Genomic DNA, 13,648 nt, shown 5'->3' on the forward strand with positions numbered 1-13,648 from the left:
ATCTTGTCAACGGAGGAAGATTGATCTGGATTCCTTACAAGCAGGTTTGCTACCGTTCTGGCTCAAGCCGAGCGCCTTCGCCCGTCAAGGGATCGTTCCCGTCAACGTCCCGGCCCGAAGACCCAACCCAAGCTGCTGGGCTTTCCCCGTACGACGACAAGGATGTTGAAATGCGAAAAATTGCGGTGATCAATCAAAAAGGCGGAGTGGGTAAAACGACCACCACCGTCAACCTGGCTGCGGCATTGGCACAGTGTGGAAAAAAAGTTTGTGTCATCGATTTGGATCCCCAGGCACATGCATCGCTTCATTTGGGCGTTTCGACCGGGGAGCAAGACATCAGTGTCTACGATTTGCTTTGCGGAGAAGCAATGCTCTGCCACGCCCGTCGATGGGTAACCCCCGATTTGGCAGTCGTTCCCGCGAATTTGGATTTGGCCGCTGCCGAAATGGAGCTGGCAGGTGAAGTGGGACGCGAGGTGATTCTCAAAGACAAAATGGACCTCGATAACGAAGACTTCGACTTCACCATTATCGATTGCCCCCCATCTCTCGGCGTTCTCACCCTCAACGCCCTGACGGCGGTGGATGAAGTCTTTTTGCCACTACAACCTCACTTCCTCGCGCTACACGGGTTGAGCAAGCTGCTGCGAACCATCGAAATCGTTGCAAAGCGACTGAACCCATCGCTGCACCTCGAAGGAATCGTTCTGTGCATGTACGAATCCAGTACGCGATTGGCAGCGGAAGTGAGTCGCGATGTAGAGGAATTCCTGCAACGCAATGCATCGCATAGCCCTGTCTGGGCACGCGCAAAGTTCTTCAAGTCGAAGATTCGACGCAACATTCGATTGGCGGAAGCCCCCAGTTTCGGCCAAAGCATTTTCGACTACGCGCCGAGCAGCCACGGCGCTGAGGACTATTTGTCGTTGGCATACGAAGTCCTCGCATCGGATGACGTCCGTTCGGAAATGGCGGCGATAGAGGAAACGGAACGCGCTATTGCGCCATCCGGCACGCAACGATAAGCGAAGTCGTTGTTGCCATGTCCCGCCCTGCAAAGCAACGCGACTTGGCAACCTACGAGGTGAATAGTCTTCTGGAGTGATCGATCGTGAAGCATCTGTACGGAAAACGAAGTATTCGTCATTCGGAAGTGCGACGTCAAATGGCGAAGCGTGAATGGCTCCTCGTCTGTTTGGTCGCTTCCTTCGGAACGCTGTCGCTGGGCTGCCAAGGCATCGGAGGACGAGGCCCGGACGGCATCGCATCCATCCGCAGCGAAGACGACTGGGCCATCCCTAACGAGGGCCCCGTCACGTTCGGTTCTCGAAAAAGCCCCTATATTCAACGGCGTCTCTCCGACTCCGAACCTGCCGCCAAACAAGCTGCTGCACCGCCCCCCTCCACCCCCAATACCTCGAAAACGCCCGAAACAGCAACGACCGCAACGAAATCCGCAACGCCCCCAGCCACCGCTGCGACTGCTGCCAAGCCCCCAGCACATCCAACGCCCGAGACCGCAGTGGGACCGGCAACCGCTGCCGCACCGCCGAATGTACAAGAAACAGGAATCGATGATTTGGACATCGATGGTGCACTCGACGAGCTGCCAGCCCCATACCGAGAACTACTGAAACGGCAAATGCTGGCCGCGCGCAAGCACGCGACGGAGCTCAATCCCGGCCAAGACCTCGAAGGGACCAAAGGGGTTCGCGTTAGTCTTAGCGATACAGAACCGACTGATACACCCAAGGTCGCTTCCGCTAACTCCACCGAAAAACCGAGCACACCTTCGGATCCTGCCACGGTAAATGCTGTTGCCAAGAGTTCTGACGCATCCGCATCTTCTGTGCTCCCCGCCTCCGCAAGCTCAACATCCGGTGGCGTCGATACCGCCGTCGCAGCAACGCTCCCCAAAGCTTCCAACACGCCAGATCTCTCGGAGGGAATTCGTTCAACTCCATTGCCAACCGCAACCGACCAGTCTTCTCCGGACAAAGCCTCTCAAGAGAAGTCCGCGGGAGATGCGGCAGCAACATCGACGACGTGGAATCAGTCGTTGGCGCGGACCATCGAGCTGCTCGAGCAGCAAATCCAACAAGAGGCGAACGCGGACGAGAATCTGCGTTACCACCGCGAATTGGCGCTCCGCATGTTGTACGTATCAGCGAGGAAATTGGACGAGGCGTTAGAGCCGATCGAGGGCTTGTCCGATCAAGAGAACTTGTACATTCGCCATCAGATGCAAGCGATGTATGAGGCGAGCAATCCCGATGCGATGCCAGTTCGATCCCGTCACCTGAGCCTCGTGATGAACAGCCAGCGATTGGCAACAAACCACTTGGCATCGGTAAGCAATCTCGAAGTTCGCTCGACCTCCTTTTGCACCGAAGTCGAACGGTACGGAGTGATCACCAAATTTCCAAAGTACCAGTTCGCACCCGATCAAGAAGTCCTGCTGTACTGTGAAATCGAGAACGTGGCAGCCAAAGAAGTTCGAGACGGATTTGAAACCCAGCTGCAGGGAAGTTACGAAATCGTCGATTCCGCAGGCAAAAGGATCGCCGAACAGATCCTCCCCATGGAGCCCGACGTCTGCCAGAACCATCGCCGCGACTACTTCATCGTGTACAAAATCTACATGCCACAGCAGATTTCACCCGGCCAGTACAAGCTGCGTTTGACGGTGGAAGACATGAATGCTCGCAAGTTCGGGCAATCTACCCTTGATTTTCAGATCAAGAAGTGAACACTTTCGCGACCGCACCGGGCAACCTCTCTCGTAGGATATGGATCGAGTTCTCTAGGGAACTTGTCTGCCCAGGTCGCGTCACTGCACTCGCTTCCTTGCTCAGGAATACATGGCAATCACACAAGATTACGCAAGCACTGGTTGGCTTCAAGCTTTCATGGGGGTCCAAGACCCCATTCTTCAGCAACATCGACTCTTCACCAAGAAGCATCTGGATTGGCTGGACTCACTTAGCAGCCTGACCACGATTCGCGAGAAAGCGGATACCCTCGACGAAGCCTTGAACGGCCTGTGGGCTTACTGCGAAAAGAACGGAATTCTCTGGTGCTTGAAACAAATCCCCGCGAGCAATACCGATTGGGTTTTGCCTTCCACAGAGGATTTCACCATCCACTGTCACACCGCACCAGAGATCGACAGCCCAAACCAATGGGGAGCTGCGTTGGGGATCCGGGACTGGCAGACTCGCGTCACCATGAAGATCCTGCGTAGCGACTTCGCCACGTGGCAGCGGACATCGGCACGCGTTGGCAGCGGTGCACCGGTTGGTTTTACGATGACAACGTCCGAAGCCAATATGATGGAACTGGATTGCACCGCGTTCTGGACGGCCAATCAGTGGGTCGACGGCGCCTGGAAAATTGAAATCGACGGCCAGCCGTATATGAAGTTTGAAGTCGAAGAAGCGATCCAGGTCGTTCGCCCCGAGGTGGAAGCGAGCCTCGAAGCCATCGTCATGTCCATCGCCGATGCCGATTCCAAACTGCGGTCGAGCAAGACCAGCAGCATCGCATTCCCCACCTCCTTTCCCGCTTGGATCCCGAGCTCCGATCGCCTCGTTCCTCTCCACGAAGCGGTCTACGGTGGCAAACACGACGTCAGCGTTTCGCGCGCCTTCCAGACGGCTTGGGATGCGGTCTGGCCTATCCTGTATTGCCGGCGCAAAAAGCTGGTTCGCGGCCATTGCGAGATGAAACTGATCCGCGGGCAGCTCGACCAAGCGCTTCAGGCCGACCCCGCGCTGACCACTTGGATGTTTGTCTTTGGCGAACTGCTTTGCCAAACCTATCTCGGGGACGGTTTGGGAATCTGCGCCAAATACCAGTAACCGTTCCGATTGAAAAATCGTCCATCGCTGCGGAATCGTTCCGACTCCCCGAAAACTAATGCGGAGTATTTTGCATTAGTCTTTTTGATTCGACGAACCTTCCTCCGCGTGGTAAACTCTGTATCTTCGCTCGTTAGGAAATCTGTTATCACCCTGGAGGAAATCGAATGGCTTCCGTATCTGACCGCCGCGCAACCACCGTCATGACTGGCTCCGACATAGTGGTCAAGTCCTTGGTGGACCACGGGGTGGAAGTCATTTTTGCTTATCCAGGCGGCTGTAGCATGCCTCTTCACCAGTCCCTTACTTTCTATGGGGATAAGATCCGAACGATTCTTCCTCGGCACGAGCAAGGGGGAGCGTTTGCAGCGCAGGGCTATGCTCGCTCGACAGGGAAAATCGGCGTGGTGATGGCGACGAGCGGTCCCGGTGCGACGAACTTGGTCACCAGCATCGCCGATGCGAAGATGGATTCGATCCCGTTGCTCGCGATCACCGGACAGGTGCCGACGAGTGTGATCGGATCGGACGCGTTTCAAGAGACGCCAATGGTGGAGATCTGCCGGGGGATCACCAAACATCATTACTTGGTTACCAAGACGGAAGACCTGCCCCGAGTCATGAAGGAAGCCTTTCACATCGCCACGACCGGCCGTCCAGGCCCGGTTTTGGTCGACATTCCAAAAGACGTTCAGTTAACCAGCTGCGAGGTTGACTGGGATGTTCCGATGTATTTGCCCGGATACAAACCTGGCAAGGCACCGGACGCGCAGCCAGAACAGATTCGCCAGGTAGCCGCCGCTATCAAGCACAGCAAGAGGCCCGTCCTCTACGTCGGTGGTGGCGTCGTTACCGCCGAGGCATCGGAGCAATTGCGAGAGCTGGTGAGCAAGACAGGCATCCCCGTCACGATGACCGTCATGGGATTGGGTGTTTATCCCGCCGATGCGGCCCTCTCGATGGATATGCTCGGAATGCACGGCAGTGCGTACGCAAACTTTGCCGTCAAAGATTGCGATTTGCTCATCGCGCTGGGGGTTCGATTTGACGATCGTGTAACGGGCCATCTCGCCTCGTTCGCGAAGAACGCAAAGATCGTTCACATCGATGTCGATCCATCCGAATTGAACAAAAACAAGATCGCTCACATCTCGATTCGAAGCGATGTGAAATTCGCCTTGAACGAGCTCAACAAGATCGTCGAAGCACCGGAAGACATTTCCGCGTGGGTGAAGCATTGCGCCGACCTCAAAGCGAAATTTCCGTTCTCCTATGATCAATCGTTTGACGGCATCCTCCAGCAGCATGCGATTCGAACCCTTTCCAATTTGACCAAAGACCGCGAAACCTACGTTTCCGTTGGAGTAGGTCAGCACCAAATGTGGGCAGCGCAGTTCTTCCAATTCCGTCGCCCGAGGACTTGGATGAGCAGCAGCGGATTGGGAACGATGGGCTTTGGGCTTCCCTGTGCAATGGGCATCCAAGCGGCGCATCCAGACGCTCTGGTCATCGATATCGACGGGGACGGCTCGTTCCAAATGAACATTCAGGAATTGGCCACGCTGCGTTGCGAGAAGCTCCCCGTGAAGGTTTTGCTCCTGAACAACCAGCACTTGGGTATGGTGGTTCAGTGGGAAGATCGATTCATGGGGTCCAACCGCGCCCATACCTACTTAGGTCCCATTGATGACGAGGAAGCAAGCGGCCCTGGCTCCACGGTCGCTCACACCTACGCCTCGAAGCGCTACCCGGACTTTGTCCAAATCGCAAAGGGATATGGACTGGGAGCCGCGACGGTTCGTAAGAAGGCAGACCTCGAAGGGGCGCTATTGGAGATGATCAACTATCCTGGAGCCTATGTCCTGGATGTCGAAGTCCCCTATCAGGAGCATGTGCTCCCGATGATTCCGTCCGGCAAAACGGTCGACGACATGATTTTGGCATAGTGGATTGGCCTAGTGGCACTGCCACAACTCCAGTCCCCAACGCCCGACGTTGGGGGGGAGGCACGCACTACACCACTCTGAAGCGCAGACCATCAAATGGTTTGCCTCGCGTTCCATCGGTCCCGCGCCCCACCGATCATCGGCGCACGTTACCGATCGGCACATCACCGATCCGCGCGACAACGGTCCGTGAACACCTTAGCTGAGCTGCATTTTCCAACGTGCGATTTGCTTGGCAATCTCAACCGGATTGCTGGAACCGTACGACCGATAAGATGCGACTGCACCATCGACGCTCAGGACGCTTCGGATCGATCCATCCAGATCGGGATCGACCGAGCGGAAGTCTTCGTCGCTCAAGTCCGCTAGTTTCACTCCGCGTTCTTTCGCGAGAGCAACCAACGCCCCGACCCGATGGTGCGCGGTCCGTTGGGCCAAGCCTCGGAGCATGCATGCTTCCATGAGTGCAGTCGCGTCGAGGAAACCTTCATCAAGTCGAGAACGAATCGATGCGACGTTGAGTTCCGATTCGGCCACGATCGGGATGGCGAGCTCAAGCATGGCAATGACCGTGTCGAAAGCATCGAACAAGGGGGGTTTGTCCTCTTGAAGGTCTCGGTTGTAAGCCAGAGGCAAACCCTTGATCAAAACCAAGAGGGTTTGCAATGCCCCGATGACTCGGGCGGTTTTACCTCGCGTAAGTTCGAGCGTATCCGGATTGACTTTCTGAGGCATGATCGAGCTACCGGTGCAGAATTTCTGAGGCAGCTTGATGAAATTGAACTCCGTCGTCGACCAAAGAATCCATTCTTCCGCCCAGCCGCTCAAATGCTCAGCGATCATGGTGAGGACGAACACCGATTCGACCGCAAAATCGCGATCGCTACTGATATCGATACTATTGGAGGCCACAGCATCGAAGCCCAAGAGTTTCGCCGTATATTCGCGATCGATAGGAATGCTCGTTCCCGCTACGGCGGCCCCACCGAGAGGACAATGATTGACCCGTGCACGGCAGTCGGACACTCGGCCGCGATCGCGCTGCAGTTTCTCGATGTAGGCCAACCAGTAATGAGGGGCCAGGACCGGCTGTGCCCGCTGCATGTGGGTGTAAGCCGGAATGACGACGCTCGCATCGCGATCGCAACGCGAAAGGAACGATTTTTGGAGCTCCGATAGCAGTGCATCGACCCGTTCCAATTGATCGCGTACCCACAGACGGAGATCCGTCGCAATTTGATCATTCCGCGATCTCGCGGTGTGCAGCTTTCGGCCAACATCCCCCAAGCGATCGATCAACGCTTGTTCGATATGCATGTGAATATCTTCTAACTCGATGCGAAACGGTATTTCGCCGCGATCCAGCATTTCGCCGATCGACGTCAACTCAGAGCGGATCGATTGAAACTCGGACTCGGTCAAGACTCCTTGTTTACTAAGCATTTGTGCGTGCGCGATCGAGCCTCGAATGTCTTGTTTGTAAAGGCGGTGATCAAAGCTGATGCTTTCGCTGAAACGCGCCAAGCGATCGTCCATACTGCCTGCGAATACGCCGCTGCGAGATAAGGAGGTCAATGCGATATTCCTATGTTGTGAAGCATCGTTGAGATGGGTTATCATCGAGGTTCCAATTCCAACCCCGAACCGGTGTTTCTGCAAGGCGAACTTCCCTTGGTGAGCTCAGTTTTTCGGCGAACGCCCGTTGCCCTCCTCAATCTTTTGTCGCACCCGGCCCGAGCCGCAGTCAGCCTGGGCGGGGTGAGTTTCGCCCTTCTGTTGATCTTCATGCAGCTTGGATTCCGCGGTGCGGTTGGGAACACTGCAACGATTGTCTATGGAAAACTGAGCGGGGAGGTTGTCATTCGATCCTTCGACTATGTTCATCTCTACGAGCCTCGTACAATCGATCGCCATTGGTTGAAGACGCTCGCTTCGCATCCGCTCGTCGATCGGGTCGACCCGTTCTTCATTATGTTGCAAAAGTGGCAAAACCCACCGCGGAATACCGCCTGCGCGAACGCTCCGCCGGATGGCTCTTTTCGAACCGTAGGGATGATGGGGATGGAGGTCGATCGCCCTGTTCTCGAAGTGGAGGATGCCGTTGCCCAATTGGATGCCCTAAAGGATCCCGATGCCATGTTGGTCGACCAAGCGACACGAGCCGAATACGGTCCTCAGGATTGCAAAGCATTCGGCGAAAGGGATCTTGGACTCCGAGCGGAACTCGGTGGGAGAGCCTCACGAATCGCAGGTACATTCCGCTTGGGGACCGGCCTGGCAACGAACGGCGCCGTACTCGTCAGCGATGTGGCATTTAGCCGTCGGGCGCCATTCGATACACGCCAACGCGTCTCTCTCGGTTTGATCCATCTCAAGCCTGGCATCGAACCGAGCGCCGCCGCGAAAGAGCTCACCAACTGGTTGTCAGAACGTGACCCCAATGCGTCGCAATCGGTCCAAATCCTTTCGATGAAAGAACAGATGGAATGGGAACGAGGCCGTTGGCTTAACGAAACCCCCATCGGAATGATCTTCACCATGGGGGTGCTCATCTCATTCATCATCGGAGCCGCGATTGTCTACATGGTTTTGGCGACCGATGTCGCTTCCCGAATCTCCGAGTTCGCCACCATGAAGGCAATGGGCTACTCCGAATGGTACGTGTCAGGAATCGTGCTCCAGCAAGCTTGGATGTTAGCGTTCGGCGGATATATCGTATCCACGATGATCAGCTTGCTACTGTATCAGCTCACTGTAGCCCTATCGGGTATCCCCACCTTCATGACTTGGCCGAGAATGGGAGGCGTTCTTATACTCGCGCTGCTGATGTGCTCCTTCTCTGGGGTCCTAGCGATGCGCAAGCTGTGGCGAGCTGATCCAGCATCCCTTTTCTAGTTCGCAACCATCCTCCCTCTCACATCGACAACTCCCGTTTGCACGCCAAGCATCGCGCCCCGATTCGCACGAAAAAAACTCCATTGAAGGGCACTTTCCGCACCAATGCAGGGATTGAATGCGGTAGGCTTCACTTTTGGTTCTCACTCGCTTTTCTCCCAAGTGAACAATGCCTATGAAGTTTTGGACCACCATCCGTCAGGATCTGATCGCAGGCCTGGTCGTTTTCTTTGTCGCCCTACCTCTCTGTTTAGGGATCGCATTCGCCTCGGGTGCACCACTTATCTCGGGGATCATTTCAGGTATTATCGGCGGCGTGGTCGTCGGTTGGCTTAGCAAGTCGCAAACGAGTGTGAGTGGACCTGCAGCGGGGCTCTCCACGTTAGTCGCCGCACAGATCCAAGAGCTTGGCTCGCTCGAAACTTTTCTTTTGGCGGTCATTGTTGCTGGGATCGTTCAAATCGTGTTGGGGATCGTCAAGGCCGGAGCCTTATCCGCCTTCTTCCCCTCTGCCGTGATCAAGGGTCTCTTGGCTGCGATTGGCGTTATTTTGATTCTGAAGCAGATCCCGCATTTGCTCGGACATGACAACGATCCTGAAGGAGACTTTGCTTTCGTCCAAAAGGACCATGAAAATACGTTCAGTGAGATCTTCAAACTCTTTCGAGGCGACTTCCACGACGGTGCCTTGATCGTCGGACTGATCTCCTTAGTTTTCCTTATTGCTTGGGATCGCATTCCCAAGTTGAAAAAAAGTCTGGTCCCATCCTCGTTGATGGTCGTTCTCCTAGGTCTTGTTCTCGCAGAAATCTTGCGCACAGTGGGCGGGAAGTTTGCAATCGACCAGTCCCACTTGGTCGATGTTCCCATCGCGTCGGATTGGGCGGCATTTCGCAGTTTCTTCCGTACGCCCGATTGGTCACAGATTCTAAATTCCAGTGTTTATCTTGCTGGTGTGACCATTGCGATTGTGGCTTCGCTCGAGACACTATTGAATCTCGAAGCCGTCGACAAACTTGACCCGATGAAACGTCGCTCCCCTCCTAACCGCGAGCTCTTTGCACAAGGGGTCGGAAACATTCTTTGTGGACTGGTAGGTGGAATCCCTGTGACGTCCGTCGTCGTGCGCAGCTCGGTGAACTTGAATGCCGGGGCTCGAACCAAGGTTTCAGCAATCGTTCACGGGGTGCTGATCGCCTTGGCTGTCATTGCCATTCCAACGTTGCTGAACCGCATACCGCTGGCCTGTTTGGCCGCGATCTTGATCGTGACCGGCTTTAAGCTCGCCAATTGGAAGCTCTTCTCCCAGATGCTGAACGAAGGCCGTTATCAAGCCATTCCTTTCTTTGTCACGTTGCTTGCCATTGTTTTCAGCGATCTTCTGATCGGTATCGGTATCGGATTGACGATCAGCCTGGCGTTCATTCTCTACAGCAGCTTGAGCAGTCCTGTTCGACGCGTATTGGAGAAGCAAACGGAGGGGAATGTCCTGCACATTCAATTGGCTAGCCAAGTAAGCTTCCTCAATCGCGCTGCTCTCGAAGACGTGTTGTACAACGCCGACGAGGGAACGCATGTATTGATCAACGCGACTGGAACCGAGTACATCGATCCAGACATCATCGCACTCATTCGAGATTTCCGTGATACGACCGCCGCTGTTCGCGGCGTTACCGTCAGCACCAAAGGATTTCGAAGCAAATTCGGCCTGGAAAACCAAATCAATTACCCCCAGATTACGACGCAAGAACTTCAGAAACGATTGGCTCCCAGCGACGTCCTCGATGTTCTCAAATCGGGTAACGAGCGATTCCGATCCGGCAATCGCCTCACACGAGATTTAGGTCTGCAACTCGCTGGAGCTTCTCAAGGCCAACACCCCTTGGCTGTCATCCTCAGTTGCATCGATTCACGGTCTCCTGCCGAAATCATCTTTGACCTTGGGATCGGCGATATCTTTACGGTCCGAATCGCCGGCAATGTTGTGCGTGAAAAGGTGATTGGCAGCATCGAGTACGCGTGCGCCGTTGCGGGTGCCAAATTGATTGTTGTACTCGGGCACACTCAGTGCGGTGCGGTCAATTCGACAATCAAGTTTGTTTCGGAACGCAAATCCGCGCTCGAAGTAACGGGTTGTCAAAATTTGGATATCCTGGTCCGCGAAATTCAAAAGTCCGTCGATGTACCGAAGTGCCTGCGACTGAACTTGATGACCCAGCAGGAAAAGGATGCATTCCTGGTCGAAGTGACACGAGAAAATGTTCTCAATAGCATGCGATTGATCCAGGAGGGAAGCGGTCGACTGCGTGAACTCATCCATTCCGGGCAGATTCAGCTGGTCGGTGCAATCTACGATATCGCGTCTGGGGAAGTTCAATTCCTCGAAGAGGCCTAGGTCCTCGAGGCCTAGAAACGATGAAGAGTGCGACTTGGGTTTGGCATCCTGTTGGTTCCTTCGAATTCGGATGCCGATGGGGCCGTTCACGAATCGTTTTCAAGTTTCATCGGTACTCCCCAGCGGAGCGCGAACTCCTCTGCAGCACGCACTCCAGAACGAAGAGCACCCTCCATGGTCGCAGGCCATCCTGTATCGGTCCAATCTCCAGCCAAGAAGATCGCTTTCTCCCCGTAGCGATCGCTAGACCATCGAGCATCGGCAATCTCTGGGGAAACACTAAAAACAGCATTGGGATCCGTAACCACTTTCCCTCGAAGAAGCGTTGCGTGACGCGCATCGGGGAACAAGGACTGGATCTCCTGGCGAACCAACTCCAATACATGGGAAGAATCCCCCCGCGGCAATTGCCGAGATGCGCTGATCACGACCTGGTAATACGCTTCGCTCCCCGCCAATCCTCCCCCTTCGGACTTCGTTTTTGAGCTCGCTACTTGGTTGTGGGCGTCTGGCCCAGGAAAAATCCATTGACAGAATTTACGGACCAAGATCGCGTGTGGAGTCTTTAACCAGGCCCTATCCCACCACGTATGGATACCGGTGATAGGGGATGACTCCATCGACGAAAGATTCCCGCGGGCTTCCACGGCTTCGGGTAACAACGCCCTCAATCGGTTCCACGGAACTGCGATCACAACGCCATCGAAGCTTTCCAATACTCGATCCTGGGTCTTGAGACTCCATTTCCCGTCTGAATCTTGAGCAAGTCGCTGCACCGCAGTTTGGTCGCATATCTCTACACCGAGAGGCAGCAACGCATGACGCATTCGATCATCGACGAGCTGTGACAGCGGTTGATTGGGAACCAGAAGATGGAACGCGTCCCGTGTGGATGCAAACCCGTCGATCAATACTTTGCGGGTGGCTCCCAAGCTGACCCGATCGACTTGCTCCCCCAGTGCACTAACCAGGATCGTTTCCCAAAAATTCTTGATCGCACGCTCCGTCTGTCCGGAACGAATGAGCCATGGCAACGCCCCTTCTCGATCGTCGGTCTCCTTCGGAGAGCGCAGCAGTAATTTCACCAGTGCCCATGAGATCACACATCGATCGCGCAAACGAAGATCGGGCCAACGAAGAAGCAAACCCGACAAATGAAAAGGAGCTGGGAATGGCCAAGCGCGAATCGTGAGTGGCTTTCTTCGACTCGACACAAAGTGAAGCGACGATTGCTCCGTCCAAGCATCCTGCTGATGCGTCAACTCGATCCAGCGTCGCAAGGCGCTACAGCATTTCATTCCAACATGTTGACAGTAATCGATCTGCTGCCCCGAAGCTTTATCGAGAAAGGACCCAACTCTTCCCCCCAATCGCATCCGCGCCTCAACGAGCGTGACCTTCCCCCCATGCCTGGCCAAATGAATCGCTGCATTACACCCAGCGAGCCCACCGCCGATGACCGCTATCTTCGCATCCGACAGGCTTCGAGACTCGTTCGACTCCAACATGGCACGATCGGGAGCGAGCGAGGCGAACGCCTTCAGATCGAATCGTTGACCTTTCGTAACCAGGCTGGTGTGTCGGTGATAGAGCGGTGTCCAAAGGTGTTTGGCGAGCAAGACTAACTTGGTGGAACGCGAAACCCGAACGCGTCCGTCAAACACAACTGCGGGGTTCTCTGCAATGGCTGTGATGAGGGAGTAATACGTCGACCACATCAAGGAAAACATACGTCTCCCTTCCAAGGAAAGATGTGGGTACAACCCCCAAGCGACATCGTAATAACCAAGGGCCCGCTGCAGATACAGGTCGACGATGGTTCGATAGGGATCCGTGCCGTTCGGTGCAGGGAGTTGCTTCCTTCCAGCCCTCGATGCAACCCGTTGACGGCATTCCGCGATCCAATCTTCGCTGGTCAAACCAAAGCGAGCTAAGTCGTCTGCAGCGAGGTAACAACGATCGCGATGACTGTCTTCGACAATGTCGCGAAGTATATTGGTAAGCTGAAATGCAAGACCGCATGCGTCCGCAGCCGTCTTCACCTCGGGGCCGATGCGTTCCATCGGTTCGTCTAACCAAATTGCCAAACACCCCTCGCCAACACTGCTCGCGACCGATCGGCAATAGCGAACGAGATTCGACCACGTATCGATCCGGACCGGTGGCCGACGATCGTACTCGATGCCGTCGAGCAATCGCTCCAATGCCTCGCCCGGAATGCTAAAAGTTTGTACCGCATCCGCCAACGCCGGCCGGATCGCTGACAATGCGTCAATGGTTACCTTCGGCGTTGTGGCGCCGACAAGATAAAGCTCGCGCACCCACTGGCGCCAGGGATCGACGCTCGACGAAAAATCGCCTGATTCCATCGTGGCCGCGGTCGGACTATCCGACCAATCATCTGCCAGTCGCGCGAACGCGTACAGAGCGTACATGGCTTTCCTTCGCGAAGCGGAAAGCAAGTGAAAGGAGCGATAGAAATTGGAATGGCTGCGACGCGAAATGTCATAGCAAGCACGATAAGACTGCTCCAACGTATCCATCCAGAT

General features: G+C 55.1%; 8 protein-coding genes. 6 read left to right on the forward strand and 2 right to left on the reverse strand.

Translation table 11 applies throughout. The features are described 5' to 3' along the window. The first annotated feature begins 170 nt into the window (after positions 1 to 170). The 4 genes from VN12_RS02560 (at position 171) to ilvB (ending at position 5,809) form a co-directional block, all read left to right on the forward strand. Complete coding sequence (locus VN12_RS02560; protein ID WP_146675366.1) at positions 171 to 1,028, forward strand: ParA family protein; 858 nt, start codon at positions 171 to 173, stop codon at positions 1,026 to 1,028. Between the two features lie 86 nt (positions 1,029 to 1,114). After that, complete coding sequence (locus VN12_RS02565; RefSeq protein WP_146675367.1) at positions 1,115 to 2,752, forward strand: hypothetical protein; 1,638 nt, start codon at positions 1,115 to 1,117, stop codon at positions 2,750 to 2,752. A gap of 112 nt (positions 2,753 to 2,864) precedes the next feature. After that, positions 2,865 to 3,863 (forward strand): hypothetical protein, encoded by a 999-nt coding sequence (locus VN12_RS02570; RefSeq protein ID WP_146675368.1) that lies wholly within the window; start codon positions 2,865 to 2,867, stop codon positions 3,861 to 3,863. Between the two features lie 167 nt (positions 3,864 to 4,030). Then, positions 4,031 to 5,809: a biosynthetic-type acetolactate synthase large subunit gene (gene ilvB / locus VN12_RS02575; protein WP_240491299.1), complete on the forward strand. Its 1,779-nt coding sequence runs from the start codon at positions 4,031 to 4,033 to the stop codon at positions 5,807 to 5,809. A gap of 198 nt (positions 5,810 to 6,007) precedes the next feature. On the opposite strand, the gene argH is transcribed toward ilvB, so the two are convergent. Next, the gene (argH, locus tag VN12_RS02580; protein ID WP_146679766.1) at positions 6,008 to 7,384 is read right to left on the reverse strand and encodes an argininosuccinate lyase; all 1,377 of its coding nucleotides are present in this window, start codon (positions 7,382 to 7,384) and stop codon (positions 6,008 to 6,010) included. Positions 7,385 to 7,483: 99 nt separating this feature from the next. Here argH and VN12_RS02585 point away from each other — a divergent pair, with 99 nt between their 5' ends. Then, a complete protein-coding gene (locus VN12_RS02585) occupies positions 7,484 to 8,704 on the forward strand; it encodes an FtsX-like permease family protein (protein WP_168164167.1) in 1,221 nt (406 codons plus the stop codon). A 175-nt stretch (positions 8,705 to 8,879) separates the two neighbouring features. Further along, positions 8,880 to 11,099: a bifunctional SulP family inorganic anion transporter/carbonic anhydrase gene (locus VN12_RS02590; RefSeq protein WP_240491301.1), complete on the forward strand. Its 2,220-nt coding sequence runs from the start codon at positions 8,880 to 8,882 to the stop codon at positions 11,097 to 11,099. A gap of 86 nt (positions 11,100 to 11,185) precedes the next feature. Here VN12_RS02590 and hpnE read toward each other — a convergent pair whose 3' ends face one another. Beyond that, complete coding sequence (gene hpnE / locus VN12_RS02595; protein WP_146675371.1) at positions 11,186 to 13,642, reverse strand: hydroxysqualene dehydroxylase HpnE; 2,457 nt, start codon at positions 13,640 to 13,642, stop codon at positions 11,186 to 11,188. Positions 13,643 to 13,648 lie beyond the last annotated feature (6 nt).

Origin of the sequence: Pirellula sp. SH-Sr6A (assembly GCF_001610875.1) — a bacterium.
Classification (GTDB): domain Bacteria; phylum Planctomycetota; class Planctomycetia; order Pirellulales; family Pirellulaceae; genus JBKCUI01.